A 19,059-nucleotide genomic window follows, 5' to 3' on the forward strand; every position below is an offset into this window, starting at 1 on the left:
GCTCTCCCGCTTACTCTTCACTAAAAAAGCAAATAAACGTATAGGAAATTTCTTACTATCTCATAATATACATAATCATTTGTAAGGAAAGGAGAGACTTCATTTGCATACCGTATGGAAAGGTGCACTCTCACTTGGATTATTAAATATAGGAATTAAACTATATAGTGCTGTAGAAGAAAACGATATAAAATTTTTAAGTCTCCATAAAGAATGCTTAACACCTATTAAATATAAAAAATTTGCTCCCGATTGCACGGATGAAGAAATCGATGATACAGATATTGTAAAAGCCTATGAATACGCACCTCATAAATACATTATTATAGATGAAAAAGAATTGGCTGAATTACAAAAAGCTCACGAACCACGCTCCATTCGTATTATATCTTTTGTCCAAAATAACGAAATCGATTCTGTTCTTTATGACCGTTCTTATTTTATAGGCCCTACCCCAGGACATGAAAAATCATATTTATTATTAAAAGAGGCTCTTGAACGTACAAATAAACTTGGGCTTATTCATATTTCTATTAGAAAAAAACAACATTTAGCTATTATCCGTAACTTTGAAGATGGGCTTATGTTACAAACTATTCACTATCCTAATGAAATTCGCGATATAACAAATACACCTAACTTACCAAGTAATGAAAATTATCCTATTCAAAAACAAGAACTCACAGCAGCAATTAATTTAATCCACCACCTTACAAATCCTTTTGAACAAGAAATGTATACAGATGAGTATAAAGAAGCACTTACCGAACTAATCGAAAACAAAATTGAACAACAGGAAAAAACCGAAACAATCTCTCCAACTCCAAACATCATCAATATTATGGAGACATTACAGGCAAGTATTGAACAAGCGAAAATAAAAAGAGAAAATAAAACAGAAAAAGAGGCCAAATAAAATTGGCCTCTTTTTTCTTTAAAGCGGATTACATTTTGGTATCTCAAGTCCAGATGATTGCGCTAATTTTAATAAGTAATAACATTCTTCTCTTGCCATATGATCCGCCATTCTAGCAGATAATGTACTTAATATTTCATTCGATAACTCTAGCTCTTCAACTTCATGGAGAAAATGTGAAAATAATTTTAACTCAAGTGAAACATCTTTTGTAAACTTCTTTAATGCAGGAAAATGATGAAGCTCTGTCCGTAAATACCCTGTCATCTCAACTGCCTTTAAGTAAAATTTTTCAAAGTGCTTCGTGAATTCTTCACTTTTCTCTTTTAATCTTTTTTCAACAAGATCTAGTCCACCAGAAATAGATCCTGCATGACCAGCCGCATCTGTTAACCAAACGAGGTGATAATGTAATTCATGAAAAACAGGCGGAACTTCTCCTTTCTTTAAAAATTCTAACACTGTTATATACTCTTCTACTTCGTTTACCATATGATTGATGAAAGTTGGCGTAAAATGAATAGTGATTTTTCCCTCGAGTTGTTTCTGTATAATACTTAATTTAAACATTCTTATTTCCTTTGCGGCTCGTTCTGCCTCTTTTGAAAATGTAATGAGATTCACATTATGTACTTTATTTAAAAGATTCGTAAATGTTTCAAGAAAATAAGCGGCCTTCTTTATATCCTCTTTTTCCTTCGGAGCTAATGCATCAAGTAAAAATTGCGAATGATCAGTAAGCACCTTTAGCCAAAATTGATGCTCAAACAACGCACTTTCTTCATAATTTCTCTCCACTAAATCCCCTCCTTTTATTCGGCCTTCTCTATCACTTGAAGTTTGTATCCATCTGGGTCTTGTACTACAATACTCTTCTCACTTTTGTTTTCCATATATAAAATTTCATAAAACGCTAGCTTCTTTTTTAACTTCTCTATGTTAGAAATCGAAAATGTTAAACCATCGCATGAATTCGTAACACTCTTCTCTCTTCCTCCTAACATGCGATTCATAACAAAACTAATTCTCGTTGAATCGGCATCATACCAAACACCTGTAATATCTAATTGTGGTCTTTCTGAACTAGGTGTTATTCCTAAAATTCCTTCGTAAAAATACAGAGTTTCCTTTAAGTTCTTTACTTCTAACACAATTAAATTTTTTACATTCTCCACATTCATTCCCCCTGCACTTATTACTTTTTTATATGTGTCATAAAGGCCTATTATGTCTGAATATAATACGTAGTAATGAACATTTAAGGAGGTTTATTCGTGAATAAATATATGAGATCATTCGTGCCCTATCATAGTCCTCTCGATCCTTGTCCTCCTATCGGAAAAAAATATTATTCTACTCCTCCTAATTTATTTTTAGGCTTTCAACCGCCAAACTTACCGCAATTCACGCCAAAAGAAGCACTACAAAAAGGGACTTTATGGCCTGTTTTTTATGACTATTATGAAAATCCTTATAAAAAAGGGCGGTGACTACTGACGTGACTCAATCGCTACCAGAAGAATACTATCAGCTTTTACTGGAGCTTCAAGAACTGGACTTTGTACTAGTTGAACTCACTCTTTATTTAGATACACATCCAGATGACACCGCTGCGATTAATCAATTTAATGATTTTTCCTATAAACGGAGAGTATTAAAACAAAAGATGGAAGAAAAATACGGACCACTCCAACAGTTTGGAAACAGCTATTCTAATGCCCCTTGGGAATGGAGCAAAGGTCCTTGGCCATGGCAAATATAAAGGAGAGAAACTATGTGGATTTATGAAAAGAAATTACAATACCCAGTTAAAGTGGGAACTTGCAATCCAGCACTTGCAAAATTATTAATTGAGCAATACGGCGGTGCAGATGGCGAGTTAGCTGCTGCACTACGTTACTTAAATCAACGTTATACAATTCCTGATAAAGTCATTGGCCTTCTTACTGATATTGGCACAGAAGAATTTGCTCACCTTGAAATGATTGCTACGATGGTTTATAAGCTGACGAAAGATGCGACTCCTGAACAGATGAAGGCAGCTGGTCTTGACCCTCATTACGTCGACCATGACAGCGCTCTTCATTACCATAACGCTGCTGGTGTTCCATTTACTGCAACCTATATACAGGCTAAAGGTGATCCAATTGCCGATCTATACGAGGATATTGCAGCTGAAGAAAAAGCACGCGCAACATATCAATGGCTCATTAACTTATCAGATGATCCAGATATAAATGACAGCCTACGCTTTTTACGTGAACGAGAAATTGTCCATTCACAACGTTTCCGAGAAGCAGTTGAAATTTTAAAAGAAGAACGTGATAAAAAAATATTTTTTTAAAACATGTATCCTAGCGGTATGTGTTTTTTTATGTTAAAAGTTAAATCCTTCCTATTAAACATATAAATAGTATATTTATTCGATTTAATGCATTATTTTTTAATATTTTCAAAATTCCCTATTGCTTTCTAATCATCAGACCTTTAAAATAATAACAGTTACTCGACAAATTATTTGAATTTTCGACAAAAAATACTCATTAGGAGGATTTTCTTTATATGCGTACAACTTTAAAACCAGCGCAAATACTTTCGATTAGTTTATTACTATTCGCAGTTTTCTTCGGTGCTGGTAATATGATTTTCCCGCCCCTTCTTGGTCTTTCTTCCGGAGAAAATATGTGGGTTTCCATTACAGGGTTTATTATTACAGACGTCGGTTTATCTTTACTTGCTATCGTTGCTGTTGCCCTTGCTGGTGGTAGTTTTAACACTTTAGCGAGCCGTGTTCATCCAAAATTCGCAGCAGTATTCGCTATCATTATTTATCTTTCAATCGGCCCACTATTTGTTATTCCACGAACTGGATCTGTATCTTATGAAATCGGGATTGCACCACTTTTCCCAGATCAATGGTATTCTATGTTAGTTTTTAGTGCGATTTTCTTCACAGTCGTTTACTTCTTATCATTAAATCCATCCAAGCTAGTAGATCATATCGGTAAAATATTAACGCCAATTTTACTTGTAATTATTGCAATTATGGCAACAAAAGCGATTCTTTCACCAGGGACGTTTGCAGAACCTATCGGTGACTATAAAGACATCCCGTTTTTCAAAGGATTTCTTGAAGGATTTTTAACGTTAGATGCAATTGGGGCTCTCGTACTATCAACAATTGTTGTAAATGCAATTCGTCAAAATGGTATACAAGAGAAGAAATCTATCGCAAAATATACAATCATTTGCGGAAGTATCGCTGCTCTATTCTTAACAATTGTTTACTTCTTACTCGGTTATATTGGAGCTTCAAACGGAAACTTAGGACAATTCGAAAACGGTGGGCAGCTATTAGCTACTGTTATGTATCAATTCTTTGGGACAAGCGGTAATATTTTATTAAGTATCGCCATTATCTTCGCTTGTTTAACAACGGCAATTGGTGTTGTGAGTGCATTTGCAAATTACTTCACAACAGTGCTAACAAATGTTTCATACAAAAAGCTTGTACTATACGTTTGTATCTTTAGTTTCGTTATTTCAAACTTAGGATTAAGCTTATTAATTAAAATCACATTACCTGTATTAATTATTTTGTACCCAATTACGATCATTTTAGTTTTCGTATCATTTATCGATAAATATACGAAACATAAACCTTCTGTCTACATTGGAGCGATGATCGCAGCGTTTATTATTAGCTGTATTCATGCACTTGATAATGTGGAAATGATACCAGATTTTATCGCTAATATCGTACACACCATTCCTTTTTATAACTTAGGAATTGGCTGGATCATTCCAGCAATAATCGGTGGTATAATTGGATACTTTATTCCGCAAACAGAAGCTGCAGGTGAAGTTTCTACAAAATAAAAAAAAGAAGCAAGCATGAAATCCATGCTTGCTTCTTTTTCTCTTCACATCGTATGTTTAAAAGTAAATAAATCTTCTTTTGACTGCACAACAGATTGTTCCGCTTCTACTACGTCCTTCTTTATCTCTCCTCCTAATCTTACTTTCAACATCGCCTCTTCTATACTTTTTACAATCATATTTCCTGAAAAAATAGTAAGTCCAAAAAATGTAATCGGAACGAGAGGGATCCACGGATTCACTGTTAATGATCTAAAATAGACTCCAATTAAGCCTGACCATTCATGTGTGTATGATTCTATTTCTTCTATCGGTCCTAAAAACTGAACTGTTCCGCCAAAGAATATTTCTAGTAACCCTAAGTGCAGTAAAATAGTAAGAGTTTGCGTAAACTGCTGAAAAAATACAAGTATAAACGTCATATAGAGATGCGGGAAAATATGCTTTATAACAATATGCCTTCTCGATCCACCTAATATGCACGCAGCTTCAATAAATTCTTCGGTTCTCAACTTACGGACTTCCTTCGCAACATACAGTGCAATAACTGGCATCACAAGCATTACAAGTAATAAAACTTGAAACGAAGCCCTTTCAAAAAAGGTTGTTGTTTCCTCTCCACTCCCAAATGCATTTGCAAAGTGAAGAAAAAAGTACGCAATCATAACTGTTGGAATAACTGTAAAACTATCAAAGAAAGCCTCAATTTTTGAAAAACCTCTTTTTACATATGTTCCAAGCACAACACCAAAAAACACACCTATCACCATTCTAAGTGCCGCAATTAAAATAGATATACCAATCGTCCACTTCGCACCTTCAATGACTAAATGTAACAGGTCGTATCCTTTCCGGTCTGTCCCGAGTAAAAATTGTAATGAAGGTGAAAACGGTGGCACTTGTGGATTTTCATCTGCATCATATTGCAATGTAACTTGCCTAATGTGTCCATCATTCCATAACGTATTTCCGATGCTCAAAAGAACTAATATGAGAAGAAACCCAATACTTATCCAAAATCTTTTATCGCGTTTTATATACATCCACATATTATAATCTCTCCTTCATCGCAGTTGGAATGAAATAATGAAACAGCTTGAATAAAATAAATATCGGGATATATATAAGCAGCATACTAACGATGAAAACCTCAACTCTAATACCCTCATACGATTTCAAAAACATAAAAATACCACCCGTATTAAAAATCCATTCTATAATATATAAATTAGATAACATAAAAAAGATATTCGTTTTCGCAAAGAATAATGTACTAAGCAACACATTTCGTAAAATATGACGATTTAAAATATGAAAACGCCCCAGCCCTTTCGCCTTAGCAAATAGTACATAATCTTTTTCTAGTTCATTTTCAAAACGAATCACTACCATTTTTACAAACATAATCGTAGTCGGGATGCTCAAACACAATATTGGCAACCCTCTAATCGACTCGCCTCCAATTGACGCAATTTGAAAAGGTAAAAAACCTGTTTGTTTAAAAAACCATACAACTAAGATTTGTGATACTAAAATAAGAAGAATATCTGGAATGGATTCTAGGAAGATAAGAAATGATTTAATTCGATGTTGTATACGCGGTGAACTACTCATAATTACATAAACAATGCAAAATGCTACAAATAATGAAATGAAAAAAGCAGCCAAAAAAATAATAATCGTTTCTTTATAATGGACGAACAACTGTGGAAATAAAAATTCACCTCTCACATATTGCAAATTGGAAATATCCATTAAGTTCACAAACACTTCTTTTAAAGTCTGTATGTACTTTGATACATCCACCTTAAATCCATAAAATAATTTCGGCAAAGCCCCTAAAATAATAATCCCCAAAATCGAAATAAGAAATTGAATCGTCACTTCCATTCCATTTAGAAAAACTTTTTTGACCACGTTTTCCCTTCTCTCTATATATAATTTACCCTCTAATTTTATTCTTAATTTTCAGAATTGTAAATATTTTAAAGATAAAAAATCACTAGGCTATGATCCTAGTGATTCTTTATGCGCATGCCTCTCTCTTTTCGCAAACGGCATATACAAAGTGTAACATCCAATAAGCGCAGCTATTTCTAATGAAATAATATAGTAAGGATGCGGCCCTAACATATCGAGTAATGAAGCAGTTTCTGGCTTATGAGCTAAAAACATATAATTACCGCCTGTTTTGTAATTTACAAACGAAACAATCGGAATCAATATGTTTAAAAATATCATCGTACGTTTAATAGATTGTAATGTAGGACGATACCCTTCTACCCAAGTCATAAAGAGCGGTGCCCAAATGAGCAATACATGTGCGATGAAATATTCAATGAAACGAAAATGTGGAAAAGTATACTGCAAGTTCGGCGTTAAAATGGCTTGTGATGCACCAATAATTCCTGTAAAAAATACAATCTCATATATGCGATAACTTTTCGTTACAATCATAATCGACGCTAATAATAAACTAATCGTACATAACTCAAACGGTAATGAAGTAGCTAGCTCAAAAATCCCCGCTTTCCACTCCCACATATAGAGCCCAATTTCACTACCTATAAATAAAAATGCAATCGCATATCGAACCGTTATATTCCACTCACTTTGACGCAATAAATCTTGGTATTGATACAGAAAAAATATCCCCACCAACATAATAAATAATATAAGGACGTGTTGTCTTGAGTATGGAATAAACGATTTTAATGGATGCGCACTAAAATAAGCTTCCATCTTCCTTCCTCCTCTCCTTCATACAATATTATTGTAAGAAAGAAACAACGAGTCAATTCATTTGCTTATACTAGGACAACCTCTACCTTACATTTACATATTCATACCTTACAAAACTGTAAGGTTATTGTAAGCTAAAACGATTTGTCAGATTCTTCACCTCTTCTATACTTAATGTAGATACTAAAACGAACGAAAAGGTGATAAATAGATGAAAAAGAAAAATAAAGTGTTAATTACTAGTGTAGTAGCAATTGGAATTGCAGCTGGATCATACTTTGCATTTGCTGGTGGTGGCGGTTCAGAAGTAGCAATGGCATATAGCGGATATAAAGTAACTGAAAAACAAATCCAAAACGCGCAAAAATTTGGTGGCGAAGTTATTCCAAACGGAATTGAAACTATTTCATTCGATCCAACAAAAGGAACATATGAATTAGCTGTAAAAAAAGGCGATGAAGTGAAAAAAGGTCAGCTTCTGTTTAAATACAATGACCCTACTGCTAAACAAGGTGTAACAGAAGCAGAAATGCAAAAGAAAATCGCACAAAAAGAAGTAACGTTGTTTCAAAAACAAATTGATGCAGCGAAACAAAAATTACAAAAAGATAAAAATGCAGGCCTTCCTTCTGAAGCATTAAAAGCATCAGAAGTTGAAGTTGGGCAATTAGAATCACAACTTGAAATGAAAAAGTTTGAAGTTGAAAAAGCTGATGAAATGATTAAAGCAGCAAAAGAAAAAGTAAACACACTTTCTGTAACAAGTCCTGCTGATGGCGTAATTGATGATATCGTGAAAACTGCTGACGAAAAAACAGGTATGAGCGGAATTACTCTTCGTCACGCTGGTCAATTCAAGGTAAAAGGTCAACTTTCTGAATATGAGCTTGCTAGTATGAAAGTTGGGCAAGAAGTAACTGTTTCCTCAAAAACTGTCGCTGGTAAGACTTGGACAGGAAAAGTAACAGAAATCGGTTCTACACCATTAAAGAGCATGGATGAAAATAAAACTGTTTCTAACTATCAATTCACTGTCACATTAGATAATAGTGACGAACTACAAAACGGCTTCCACGTATACGTAACAAGTAAATCTGGCGAAGCAACTGGTACAATTGTTCCGAAAAGCAGTATCGTGAAAAAAGGTGACAAAAATGTTGTCTTCGTTGTAAAAGACGGTAAAGCGAAAGAACAAGCAGTTACTGTTGAATTCGAGACTGATAGCGAATCAAAAGTTTCTGGAGTGAAAAAAGGAGAGGAAGTTATCTCTAAACCTGAAAAAGACTTAAAAGATGGTATGGAGGTTGTCGCCCAGTGATTAACTTAAAAGGCATCACGAAATCCTTCCAAAATGGTGCAGAATCCGTTCAAATATTACACGGAATTGACGTAACACTGAATCAAGGAGAATTCACTTCTATTATGGGACCTTCTGGTTCTGGTAAATCAACATTAATGAACATTATTGGTTGCTTAGATAAACCGACGACGGGTACGTACGAACTAGCTGGACAAAACATTTCAAACATGTCTGAAACAGAACTTGCACATGTTCGTAATAAAGAAATCGGATTCGTATTCCAAAACTTCATGTTATTACCGAGACTTACAGCACTTCAAAATGTAGAGCTACCTCTTATTTACGCTGGAGTTGATAAAAAAGAAAGACGCGAACGCTCATTAGCCGCTTTAACAAAAGTCGGTTTAGCTGATCGCGCTACTCACTTACCAAACGAATTATCCGGTGGTCAAAAGCAACGTGTCGCCGTTGCCCGCGCAATCGTAAATAACCCAAAATTCATTTTAGCCGATGAACCGACGGGAGCACTTGATACGAAAACAAGTACACAAATTATGGACCTCTTTTACGAATTAAATAAACAAGGCTCAACAATCATTATGATTACCCATGACCGTGAAATCGGGGAAGCTGCAGCACGTCAAATTGTAATTCGTGACGGAAATGTCGTCCAAGATTGGAGAGGTTAATTTTGAATACGAGTGAAAATATACGCATGGCCCTTTCCTCTATCTTTGCTCATAAAATGCGTTCCATCTTAACGATGCTAGGTATTATTATCGGTATTAGTGCCATTATTACTATCATTTCAATGGGTGATGGTACAAACGCAAAGTTTAAAAAAGAATTAGGCCAAGGAAAAGATAACGAAGTAACGATTTACTACAACAATCCTGATTACGGAACAGATAGTGCCAAAATCACACCTGATATGCTAAACCGTCTGCAAACTGTACCAGGCGTTAAAGATGTATATCCAGACGTAAGTATGAAAGTAAAAGCATCTGCTGGTTCAAAAGATGTAAATCTTGATTTAAAAGGTGGAACAGGCGCCTTTATGAAAGATTCGAAAATAAAATTAGTTCACGGTCGTGAATTAAATGACAGTGAACTAAACCAAGCAATCCCTGCTGTTATATTAAATGAAGAAGCTTTCAACAAATTATTTAGTGGTTGGGAATCAAACCAATACACAGATATAAAAGGAAAGCCTTATAAAATAGTCGGTGTATACGAAACGAAAAACGACTTTGGAATGCCTATGCCTGAAGGTTATACATCACTTGAAAATGCACCTGTAATTTCAGGAGTAAATGAGTATGACTCCGTAAGATTAACAATGACCTCTCCGACAGAACGTAAAAGTGTAGAAAAACAAGCCGTTTCTGTCTTAAACGAACTGAAAGCTCCTAAATTTGAGCACAAATTCGAAGCACAAGACTTAGGTGAATTTACGAAACAACTAGACGAATCAATCGGTATGATGAAAATGGTATTCGGTGGTATTGCTGCTATCTCCTTACTTGTTGGTGGTATCGGTGTAATGAACATCATGCTCGTATCTGTAACAGAACGTACACGTGAGATTGGTATTCGTAAAGCTCTTGGTGCAACACGTGGTAAAGTATTAACACAATTCTTAATCGAATCTTGTATTTTAACAGGACTTGGTGGTTTCATCGGATTCATGCTCGGTATTTTCTTCGCTTGGATCGTCTCAATCTTTGCTGGATGGCCACTCGTTGTCTCAAAAGAACTTGGACTTCTTGCAGTAGGTATTTCAATGCTGATCGGTATTGCATTCGGACTACTACCAGCTAACAAAGCTGCAAAACTTGATCCAATTGAATGTTTACGATATGAATAAACAAAAACGTAGGAGTTTACACTCCTGCGTTTTTTATTTACCTATTAAATCGAGTTTCTTCTATTATATATGTTTCACGTTACAACTATCATTCTATTACTCTTCATTATTTATAGGTACTAAGGCTATTATCTAATCCTATTATTGCAAAAATACTATGTAACAGACGAAAATCAAGGCGTAATTTTTTCCATACATCGACTGATTTTGTAACAATTATATCGATATTTTATTAAATTTCACCTCGTTTATATGTTTTCACACCTAAAAACATTATCATTTCATAACTAATTTTTCATTCAAACAGTAAAATACATCATTCTTGTAACACTACAGACATTCAAGAGAAACATTACTGTAATATTATTAATGTTAAAGTAATTGAAATGCTACTCATTTTGTGTTTTATATGCCCTGATACGCCAAAAAACAACAAGGAAGCGCTATCAGGATATTTATGGAATTGTTACAGAATATTAATGCTCCGTTACGAAAGCTTTGTAATTATATGTTTTTCGCAAATAAGAAAATAATGGTTGCTATAATGAGGTCAACGAAAACAAATGCAATGGAGGCTATTATGAAAAAATTTATGGGTATAGCAACAGCAGCGGTTTTTGGTCTTGGGATTTTCACAACATCTGCTAAAGCAGAAACAATCGTAACGACTGACGTACTAAACGTACGAGAAAACCCAACTACTGAATCAAAAGTTGTAGGAAAATTATTAGATGGATATAAAGTAAATGTTTTACATACAGAAAATGGTTGGTCAAAAGTTCAATTGAATAGCGGTAAAGAAGCTTTCATAAGTGCTGACTATACAAAAGACACTTACTACGTAACAGCAAACGTATTAAACGTACGTGCTGGTGCAAACACAGATTCAGAGATTCTTGGTAAGTTGAAAAAAGATGATATAATCGAAACAACACACCAAGTACAAAATGATTGGATTCAATTTGAATATAACGGAAAAACAGCTTATGTTCATGTTCCTTACTTAACAGGTAAAGCTCCAATTAAAGTTCAGCCAGTAGTTAAAGTTGAAAAAACAACTACAGTTCAAGATACAGCTAAAGTTCGTGAAGCAGTTAAAGCTCAAGAAGTAGCTGAAACTCAAGCAAAAGCTAAGGCCGCGGAAGCAACTAAAGCTCGCGAAGCAGCTGAAGCTCAAGCAGAAGTTAAGGCTCAAGAAGCGGCTAAAGCTCGTGAAGCAGCTAAGGCTCAAGAAGCAGCTAAAGCTCAGGCAGATGCTGAAGCTCAAGCAGAAGCTAAAGCTCGTGAAGCAGCTAAAGCTCAAGCAGATGCTGAAGCTCGTGAAGCGGCTAAGGCTCAAGAAGCAGCTAAAGCTCGTGAAGCGGCTAAAGCTCAAGAAGCAGCTGAAGCTCGTGAAGCAGCTAAGGCTCAAGAAGCAGCTGAAGCTCGTGAAGCGGCTAAGGCTCAAGAAGCAGCTAAAGCTCGTGAAGCAGCTAAAGCTCAAAAACCAGCTACACAACAACCTGCTGCACAACAACCTGCTGCAAAAGAAACTGAAACAAGTACACCATCATCTTCTCGTGAGTTACGTGTTGTAGCAACAGCTTACACAGCAGATCCACTTGAAAATGGTTATAAAGCAGGCGACCAAGTAAAATCAGCTATGGGTCATAACTTAACAGCTAATCCAAACATGAAACTAATTGCAGTTGATCCAAGTGTCATTCCATTAGGTTCAAAAGTATGGGTTGAAGGTTACGGAGTAGCAATCGCTGGTGATACTGGTGGGGCTATTAAAGGTAATAAAATCGACGTTTTAATGCCAGATAAAGGCACATCAAGTAGCTGGGGACGTAAAACAGTTACAGTTAAAGTATTAAACTAGTTATAAAAAAGAGTCAGTCTCATCGTTGAGGCTGGCTCTTTTTTATGATTCTTACATGCTTTCTTTCTCTTGAAAGTAAGTAATATTATCTCGAAGCCACTCCCTCTCCGACATAAACAAGTTTCCACGTTTTTTGTACACTTTATCAAATATCTTTAAAACTTCTTCATGATTAGCAAACTTATGTAAGAAACGAAGAGCAATGATAATCTCTGCTTCATCCGTAGGCTCTACTTCATTTTTACGTCTTCTAGCAACAATTTTATTCACACGTTCGCAAATTGCTCTCATTGCCATTTCGTCGCCATACGTATAAATAGCTCGAACAGCTTCATATTTCACCATCACATTTCTATCATGTAAAGCTTCAATATAAACTATTTGTAAGTCCGATCCCCCTATTTTTGCTAAAACCTCAATAACGGTTGAACGAACATAGACACTATTACTATATAAAAGCTTTGTTAACGGCAGAATCGATTGCTTCGTTCCAATCTCAAGCAATGTATAACAAATATGTGTAATCTCATCTTTATTTTCTTCAGTATCCAGCAACTTTAGCAACGCACTTTCCGCTTCTAACGATTTATATAACTTTAAGGAAGCAACTGCCCAATAACGAACACTATCGTTTTTATGATAAATATACGGAATGATTTTATTTGTACTACTTACTTCTGGCAATGTATAAATATTACTAAGCAGTTCACTTAACAAAGTCGGGATTTGTTCACATTCCAAACGATCTATAAGATAATCAGCAATATAGATTTCCTTCGTATTGATGGCGAGTTTCGTCATTAAATAATAAATATCTTTCTTCATAGATACCTTTTTTGCTTTGATTACCTTCTGCTGTAAATAAGGAAAAGTTAATAAGTCATTTAACGCTTTTGCTTCATCATACGCACGATGCCAAATCTCTGTTTCTTCATCAGCCATCCGCCTTAATAAATCATCTATATACTCTTCCATCTCCTTCTCTCCCGTCCAAATGAAATCTATCTCTTTGCATTCTATATACGATAGACTACTATATCAATAGAAAAAAGAGGATGCCACAGCATCCTCTCCTTCTCTTCTCTATTCCACACAAGTAAACTGCGTCCAAGCTCCTACATAATTTAGTAAGAATAACTCCTCTTCCGCAATTGTACCGACGATATTTTTCCGTTCATCTATCGGCATTTCTTTTAAAATGATTTGCAGTTCACCTTTATACTTTCCGAATGAGTTATTACCAATTACAACTTGCCCTCTTTCCTGTAGCACACTTTCGCGCACTGGGAAGTCATAGTCTTTATATTTTTTACGCACTTCTGTAGAACGTATCATATACTCTGTTATGTCGCCGCGTCTTACATGTAATTCTTGCAGCGTAGCTCTCTTCTCTACTTCAGTCGCTTCGTCTACAAAGTGCACTTTTAGCTGTAACATGTAGCGATTTAAATTTCCTAGTTTTTCTAACTCCTCTTCACTTGCATAAGCATTTCCGATAATGACATCATCAATTAGCCCTGTTGCCCATAAATGCTTCGCTTGTACTTCAATTGGTAAATTACGATGCTCTTCTAACGTACATAATCCGTCGTTAATATCCCATGGACCGATGTTTGCGGCATGTGATGTAATAAAGGCTGCACTGCGAATACCATGCTTTTTAAAGCGTTCACTACAGCGAATGAAATAATCGTACGGAAGACCAGTGAATTTTTGCGGATAAAAATTATGGCAACCAATTAAAGCTGATTTATTCGCTTGATGCGAAAGAATATTTTCTAAGTACGCAATATCGTTACTTACATTTAACTCGATTTTTAAACCGTACGGATTATTCGTCATTTTCGCTTCCGTCAATCCGTCAAAGCCTACATCTAATCGAATACCATCTGCACCTAACTCTGCGAAAAATGATAGATCACTATAACTAATACCAAGCTGATCAAACACAGCTGGAGCTACATCTAAAATAACTTCCATATTGTTATCTTTCGCATGATTAATAATCTCTTTAAATTCAGCTATAATTTCTTCTTTCGGACGATTCACAGATAACAAACAAGTAAATATTCTTGAAAAACCGTGTCGTGCCGCTGACGAAATATAAGCCATATCTTTTTCTTTCGTTGAATGTTCTGGATAAAGTGAAATCCCTAATTTACGCTCCATGCTTTTGCATCTCCTTCACACGTTGTATTAATGCCATGCTCGTAAATCTATATTTTGCAGATAAACATGTTGCACATAAAATTGTCGGTACAATAATTACGTACGGTGAGTGTAGACCTAACATTACATATGCACCCATTGAACAACCGATAAATAAAACTGATACTAGTAGTAACACTAATAAGGATTTACTTTGTACCCATTTCGAATAATGGGCAATACACTGTCCGATCACAAATGTAATTAAGATGATAATTGCTCCGAGCATTCTGTTTTCTCCTCTCCTGCTAATTGTTGTTTCTCATACATTTTGAAGAATGGATAGTAAATAACGAATGAGATTACAAAGTTAACAAGTACAAGTACACCAGCCATAATTGTCCAGTCCGTACTAATCACCGCTGCAATTGGTGCTAACATCGTAAATGGCAATTTCGCCATCATGAGTGGAATCATACCTGAAACAACTGCGAAATATGATACTGTCGTTGTCACTAACGGTGTAATAACGAACGGAATAATTAAGATTGGGTTCATTACAATTGGTGCCCCGAAAATAATTGGCTCGTTAATATTGAATAAACCTGGTACGAATGATAATCTACCTAACTCTTTTAGGAACTTAGATTTAGAGAACATAAACATAATTACTAAAGCTAACGTTGAGCCAGATCCGCCAATCCATACGAACCATTGAATGAACTGCTCTGTAAATAAGTTTGGTAACTGATGTGCATTTCCTGTAGCCGTGAACACTTCCATATTTTCAAGAATTGCGGAATCCCACATCGGACGAATGATTGGTCCTAAAATTGCCGGTCCATGTATACCAAATGACCAGAAGAACACGATTAAGAATACTGTTAATAAACCACCGAATAAGTTATTTCCTACTAGTACTGATTTTAATGGTGCGATTAAGTATGTAATTGTTGTATTTACATCGAATTTCAAACCGTAGCGAATGCCCCAGAATAAAAGAATAACTACTAATGTTGGAATTAATGCTGCAAACGAATTTGAAACTGCTGGTGGTACACTGTCTGGTAATTTTATTGAGATATTATGCTTAATCATAAAATGATAAATTTCCACTGCAATTAATGCTGTCACAATTGCGCCGAATAAAGACGTTGCACTTAGTGTTCCTACTGAAATATATCGACCTGCATCAATAACACCTGGTACAGCTTTCGTAATTTGAATTGGTTCAACTGATGCTAGTAAAAAGGCGAGTACAGATAGTAGCCCTGCACTTAATTGATTGAGCTGATAAAAGTTCGCGAGCGAAGCCCCTACTCCAAACGCTGCGTATAAGGCCATTAGTCCTACTGTAAATCGGAATGGAATATCTAAAATATGGCGAAACGGTGCAATCCATTCCATATATGCATCAATTGGTAAATTTAAAAAGATAACGAAAAATGACCCGACGATCGTTAACGGTAATGTAGAAATAACCCCATTTCGAATTGCCAATAAATGTCGTTGTCCTGCAATCTTTTGCGTTGTTGGCATAATCTTTTGTTCCATAAAACTCATAAACACATTCATCAATAGCCCTCCTCTTTCTCTCTACTATAAAAGAATGAAATAAACTTTATAACATTATAATGTTTATATTTAAAAAGATATAATTATGCTAAAACTAATTGTTCTGCTTGCCTAAGCACTTTCAAACCATCACACATGCCATAATCTCGTTGGTCTATAATTGCAACTGGTATGTTGTATGAGTTTGCAAGAAACTCTACAGCTGGAAATAAATATTTCACTTGTGGACCGATTAAAACGACATCGGCTTCTTTTATTTCAAGTTTCACAAGTTCTGAATCAACCGCCTTAATTTTATAATTCTTCCCCTGTTTCTTTGCCTCTTCTTGCATTTTTCTTACGACCATACTCGTTGACATGCCTGCTGCACAACATAATAAAATATACATCTTATACTGTCACTTTCTCTTCTACTCGTTTATGAAGAGTAATAAATTCTTCAGCTAGTTCTTTCACTGTAATTGCATTCATTAAATGGTCTTGTGCGTGCACTAACAGTAAACTGATTTCTGTATGATTTCCTCTTGCCTCTTCTTGAATTAAATCCGTTTGAATACGATGTGCTGCTGAAATTTCCTCACTAGCAAGTTTCATCTTTTCACCCGCATTCTCAAAATCTCCTTGTCTTGCAAAAGCGATTGCTTCAAGCGCTGCACTTCTCGCATTGCCACCATGTAAAATTAATGCAAATGGAGTTTGCATATCAGCCATTTTAAATTCCCCCAAGCTATATGTTTTCTATATTTTTATCTTATTATGAAAACGCATACAATTAAACATAAAAAACTTCCGTTATGTAACGGAAGTTTTTATATACTTTTTCAAAATGATAATAAAATCTCTTGAAAATCTTCAATTACCTCGGTCTGAGTAAGTTTCTCTATCGTAGTTTGACTAGACATAATATCATATAAAAAATCATAAAGCCTTTGCAAATCTTCATTATTATTGCGCTTTACACTAAATAAAATAATTACTTGTACTTTTTTATCTCCCCAATCAACAGCCTTTTCAAGTGTGCAAAACATCAAAAAAGTTTCCTCACTTAATAACTGCATCGGATGCGGGATTGCAACTGAATTCCCAACCGCTGTCGGAGACGTATTTTCTCTTTCCATAACAGAAGCATAAAAGTTTTCTTGTACATAATGTTTCTCAGCAGCTTTCTCACATAAAAACTGAATAACATCCTCTTTCGTAGAAGCACTATGATTTAAAAAAATTAAATCTTCCTTAATATAAGGCTGCACACTATTATTCACATGCGTAAACAACCGCTGACCAATCAATTTAATCTCTTTATCATCAAATATTGAATTCACTTTTATAACTGGAACAGGCAAGCCACTCGGTATATGAATCGTACTAATAATACAATCTATTTTTTCTTTATAAAGATCTTCTACTTTCAATTGATAATAGCCTGTAATACCTACAATCTCTAATTTATCTCGGAACTGTGATAAAATTTTATATTTTAATAGTTGTGCACTTCCTTGACCAGTCGCACAAACTAATAAGCATCTTTTCTTTTGATTTTGCTCCTGCAAACGGCTCATCGCTCCGCCGAAGTGAATTGCAATATAGCCAATTTCACTTTCAGGGATCGATTCACCCGTATATTCACCAATGATATCTCCAACAAGAACCGCAATTTCAAAAGCATACGGATAATTCTTTTTCACTTCTGCCAAAAGAGGATTTCTCGTATTTAACTTATACTTCAAACGATTTAATAACGTTTTTAAATGAATACCAAATCCAAATAATAATTCTTCATCATAATAAAAAATAAGATTCCGTTCTTCCGCTACTTTAAAAAGAATATGTTGCATAAATGCATATATATCTTTTCCTAATAGCTCTTCTACATTTTCATAGCGATCTCTCGTTGTAACAGCAGTACTTAATAAATGCATCGTCACATATAATACTTCTTCTTCTGGAAATGAAAATTTCAACTCTTTCTCTAAATCTCCTAAAATCTGCTTCGCAATTGTATATTCTTTCTTTATTATAAGTTCTGATTGCTCCGTATGCAGTTCTTTCATATAATGTTGACTTTGACAACGCTTTAATGCGATTGCAATATGAATGACTAAATTATCAATTTCTATATCAGATAAATATATTGTTCCACCTTCAATATACTTTAATATAATTGAACGGATGTGTGATATATAAGGTAGCGATAAATATGTCTCCGTCTGCTCAAATTGCTCATGAAACGGAGTATGGTCATAACGCGGTAAACCATATTGTGATAAACAAGAACGAATATTAAATTCCTCTCCAACAATACGTATACCATAATACGGTCTCTTCTCAATTTGTAATTTATAGCGACCACATATATCTGTAACATCTTTCATAATTAAATTAACCGTTGATTTGCTCACATAAATCTCTTCCGCTAATTCTGAAAGCTTCACATATCCCTCTGCCGTTAAAACACGCTGCAGAATGTACGCTATTCTTTCTTCATAAGAAGTTGGAATCTTTTCCGTCTGTTTTTGAAATAGACTCACACAAAAGTCTTCAAATTTCTTCGTTTGTATAATTTCTAATTCGTACCCAGTCCCTCTTTGCGATTCGATTTTCGCTCCGTTTTCTTCCAATATATCATTTAATAATTTTATATCCTTTTGAATCGTCTTCGTTGATACATGTAAACGGCCCGCTAAAAAAGCTCGATTTAACATCGATTTCTCTTCTAAAAACTCCTCTAAAATAGAAATTAATCGCTGCTGCACCTTTGTCATAGCTCT

At 35.0% G+C, this 19,059-nt stretch carries 21 protein-coding genes; 9 read left to right on the forward strand and 12 right to left on the reverse strand.

The features are described from left to right. The first annotated feature begins 103 nt into the window (after positions 1-103). Positions 104-916 (forward strand): Ku protein, encoded by an 813-nt coding sequence (locus tag ASE54_RS32805; protein ID WP_000557750.1) that lies wholly within the window; start codon positions 104-106, stop codon positions 914-916. An 18-nt stretch (positions 917-934) separates the two neighbouring features. On the opposite strand, the gene ASE54_RS32810 is transcribed toward ASE54_RS32805, so the two are convergent. Continuing rightward, the gene (locus ASE54_RS32810) at positions 935-1,714 is read right to left on the reverse strand and encodes a DUF2935 domain-containing protein (protein ID WP_000440984.1); all 780 of its coding nucleotides are present in this window, start codon (positions 1,712-1,714) and stop codon (positions 935-937) included. Positions 1,715-1,728: 14 nt separating this feature from the next. After that, complete coding sequence (locus ASE54_RS32815) at positions 1,729-2,097, reverse strand: hypothetical protein (RefSeq protein ID WP_003257386.1); 369 nt, start codon at positions 2,095-2,097, stop codon at positions 1,729-1,731. Positions 2,098-2,190: 93 nt separating this feature from the next. Between ASE54_RS32815 and ASE54_RS32820 the strand changes: the two genes are divergently transcribed. From ASE54_RS32820 to brnQ, 4 genes are all read left to right on the forward strand, one after another. Then, positions 2,191-2,406: a spore coat associated protein CotJA gene (locus tag ASE54_RS32820; RefSeq protein ID WP_001046257.1), complete on the forward strand. Its 216-nt coding sequence runs from the start codon at positions 2,191-2,193 to the stop codon at positions 2,404-2,406. An 8-nt stretch (positions 2,407-2,414) separates the two neighbouring features. Further along, entirely contained in the window at positions 2,415-2,678 is a 264-nt protein-coding gene (locus ASE54_RS32825; protein WP_000194492.1) for a spore coat protein CotJB, read from the forward strand. A gap of 12 nt (positions 2,679-2,690) precedes the next feature. Continuing rightward, positions 2,691-3,260, forward strand: coding sequence for a spore coat protein CotJC (gene cotJC, locus ASE54_RS32830; protein ID WP_000265275.1), 570 nt, complete (start codon positions 2,691-2,693; stop codon positions 3,258-3,260). 218 nt (positions 3,261-3,478) lie between these two features. After that, complete coding sequence (gene brnQ / locus ASE54_RS32835) at positions 3,479-4,795, forward strand: branched-chain amino acid transport system II carrier protein (RefSeq protein WP_001260932.1); 1,317 nt, start codon at positions 3,479-3,481, stop codon at positions 4,793-4,795. 44 nt (positions 4,796-4,839) lie between these two features. Here the strand turns inward: brnQ and ASE54_RS32840 are convergent, their stop codons facing one another. The 3 genes from ASE54_RS32840 to ASE54_RS32850 all read right to left on the reverse strand — a co-directional run bounded on the left by ASE54_RS32840 (position 4,840) and on the right by ASE54_RS32850 (position 7,537). Beyond that, positions 4,840-5,844: an ABC transporter permease subunit gene (locus tag ASE54_RS32840; RefSeq protein WP_000266973.1), complete on the reverse strand. Its 1,005-nt coding sequence runs from the start codon at positions 5,842-5,844 to the stop codon at positions 4,840-4,842. A 1-nt stretch (position 5,845) separates the two neighbouring features. Further along, a complete protein-coding gene (locus ASE54_RS32845) occupies positions 5,846-6,712 on the reverse strand; it encodes an ABC transporter permease subunit (protein ID WP_000239688.1) in 867 nt (288 codons plus the stop codon). Positions 6,713-6,802: 90 nt separating this feature from the next. Continuing rightward, the gene (locus ASE54_RS32850) at positions 6,803-7,537 is read right to left on the reverse strand and encodes a TIGR02206 family membrane protein (protein ID WP_000388717.1); all 735 of its coding nucleotides are present in this window, start codon (positions 7,535-7,537) and stop codon (positions 6,803-6,805) included. Positions 7,538-7,748: 211 nt separating this feature from the next. Here ASE54_RS32850 and ASE54_RS32855 point away from each other — a divergent pair, with 211 nt between their 5' ends. The 4 genes from ASE54_RS32855 (at position 7,749) to entC (ending at position 12,568) form a co-directional block, all read left to right on the forward strand. Further along, positions 7,749-8,855, forward strand: coding sequence for an efflux RND transporter periplasmic adaptor subunit (locus ASE54_RS32855; protein ID WP_000728803.1), 1,107 nt, complete (start codon positions 7,749-7,751; stop codon positions 8,853-8,855). After that, entirely contained in the window at positions 8,852-9,526 is a 675-nt protein-coding gene (locus ASE54_RS32860; protein ID WP_000609101.1) for an ABC transporter ATP-binding protein, read from the forward strand. Before ASE54_RS32855 ends, ASE54_RS32860 begins: the two co-directional genes overlap by 4 nt. A 2-nt stretch (positions 9,527-9,528) precedes the next feature. Then, positions 9,529-10,704 (forward strand): ABC transporter permease, encoded by a 1,176-nt coding sequence (locus ASE54_RS32865; RefSeq protein ID WP_001097714.1) that lies wholly within the window; start codon positions 9,529-9,531, stop codon positions 10,702-10,704. A 457-nt stretch (positions 10,705-11,161) separates the two neighbouring features. Then, complete coding sequence (entC, locus tag ASE54_RS32870; protein WP_003257398.1) at positions 11,162-12,568, forward strand: cell wall-binding protein EntC; 1,407 nt, start codon at positions 11,162-11,164, stop codon at positions 12,566-12,568. 51 nt (positions 12,569-12,619) lie between these two features. Here the strand turns inward: entC and ASE54_RS32875 are convergent, their stop codons facing one another. The 7 genes from ASE54_RS32875 to ASE54_RS32905 form a co-directional block, all read right to left on the reverse strand. Next, positions 12,620-13,543 carry a HEAT repeat domain-containing protein gene (locus tag ASE54_RS32875; RefSeq protein WP_000393376.1) on the reverse strand — a complete coding sequence of 308 codons (924 nt, stop codon included), beginning with the start codon at positions 13,541-13,543 and terminating at the stop codon, positions 12,620-12,622. A 108-nt stretch (positions 13,544-13,651) separates the two neighbouring features. Next, on the reverse strand, positions 13,652-14,737 hold the full coding sequence (locus ASE54_RS32880; RefSeq protein WP_000440072.1) for a MupG family TIM beta-alpha barrel fold protein: 1,086 nt from the start codon (positions 14,735-14,737) through the stop codon (positions 13,652-13,654). After that, on the reverse strand, positions 14,727-15,005 hold the full coding sequence (locus ASE54_RS32885) for a hypothetical protein (protein ID WP_000900039.1): 279 nt from the start codon (positions 15,003-15,005) through the stop codon (positions 14,727-14,729). Before ASE54_RS32885 ends, ASE54_RS32880 begins: the two co-directional genes overlap by 11 nt. Further along, positions 14,981-16,291: a PTS sugar transporter subunit IIC gene (locus tag ASE54_RS32890; RefSeq protein WP_001100450.1), complete on the reverse strand. Its 1,311-nt coding sequence runs from the start codon at positions 16,289-16,291 to the stop codon at positions 14,981-14,983. Before ASE54_RS32890 ends, ASE54_RS32885 begins: the two co-directional genes overlap by 25 nt. Positions 16,292-16,374: 83 nt before the next feature. Then, complete coding sequence (locus ASE54_RS32895) at positions 16,375-16,680, reverse strand: PTS sugar transporter subunit IIB (protein ID WP_000275645.1); 306 nt, start codon at positions 16,678-16,680, stop codon at positions 16,375-16,377. A gap of 1 nt (position 16,681) precedes the next feature. Next, positions 16,682-17,002 (reverse strand): PTS lactose/cellobiose transporter subunit IIA, encoded by a 321-nt coding sequence (locus ASE54_RS32900; RefSeq protein WP_000774625.1) that lies wholly within the window; start codon positions 17,000-17,002, stop codon positions 16,682-16,684. Between the two features lie 110 nt (positions 17,003-17,112). Further along, on the reverse strand, positions 17,113-19,053 hold the full coding sequence (locus ASE54_RS32905) for a BglG family transcription antiterminator (RefSeq protein WP_000170099.1): 1,941 nt from the start codon (positions 19,051-19,053) through the stop codon (positions 17,113-17,115). Positions 19,054-19,059: the final 6 nt, after the last annotated feature.

Origin of the sequence: Bacillus sp. Root131 (assembly GCF_001429475.1) — a bacterium.
Taxonomy (GTDB): domain Bacteria; phylum Bacillota; class Bacilli; order Bacillales; family Bacillaceae_G; genus Bacillus_A; species Bacillus_A thuringiensis_S.

Excerpts from the sequence above, each read along its gene's own strand:
- ASE54_RS32890 (WP_001100450.1), bottom strand. The coding sequence starts at position 16,291 with ATGAATGTGTTTATGAGTTTTATGGAACAAAAGATTATGCCAACAACG.
- ASE54_RS32885 (WP_000900039.1), bottom strand. The coding sequence starts at position 15,005 with ATGCTCGGAGCAATTATCATCTTAATTACATTTGTGATCGGACAGTGT.
- brnQ (WP_001260932.1), top strand. The coding sequence starts at position 3,479 with ATGCGTACAACTTTAAAACCAGCGCAAATACTTTCGATTAGTTTATTA.
- ASE54_RS32900 (WP_000774625.1), bottom strand. The coding sequence starts at position 17,002 with ATGGCTGATATGCAAACTCCATTTGCATTAATTTTACATGGTGGCAAT.
- ASE54_RS32840 (WP_000266973.1), bottom strand. The coding sequence starts at position 5,844 with ATGTGGATGTATATAAAACGCGATAAAAGATTTTGGATAAGTATTGGG.
- ASE54_RS32850 (WP_000388717.1), bottom strand. The coding sequence starts at position 7,537 with ATGGAAGCTTATTTTAGTGCGCATCCATTAAAATCGTTTATTCCATAC.
- ASE54_RS32905 (WP_000170099.1), bottom strand. The coding sequence starts at position 19,053 with ATGACAAAGGTGCAGCAGCGATTAATTTCTATTTTAGAGGAGTTTTTA.
- ASE54_RS32875 (WP_000393376.1), bottom strand. The coding sequence starts at position 13,543 with ATGGAAGAGTATATAGATGATTTATTAAGGCGGATGGCTGATGAAGAA.
- ASE54_RS32855 (WP_000728803.1), top strand. The coding sequence starts at position 7,749 with ATGAAAAAGAAAAATAAAGTGTTAATTACTAGTGTAGTAGCAATTGGA.
- cotJC (WP_000265275.1), top strand. The coding sequence starts at position 2,691 with ATGTGGATTTATGAAAAGAAATTACAATACCCAGTTAAAGTGGGAACT.
- ASE54_RS32815 (WP_003257386.1), bottom strand. The coding sequence starts at position 2,097 with ATGAATGTGGAGAATGTAAAAAATTTAATTGTGTTAGAAGTAAAGAAC.
- ASE54_RS32895 (WP_000275645.1), bottom strand. The coding sequence starts at position 16,680 with ATGTATATTTTATTATGTTGTGCAGCAGGCATGTCAACGAGTATGGTC.
- entC (WP_003257398.1), top strand. The coding sequence starts at position 11,162 with ATGGAATTGTTACAGAATATTAATGCTCCGTTACGAAAGCTTTGTAAT.
- ASE54_RS32880 (WP_000440072.1), bottom strand. The coding sequence starts at position 14,737 with ATGGAGCGTAAATTAGGGATTTCACTTTATCCAGAACATTCAACGAAA.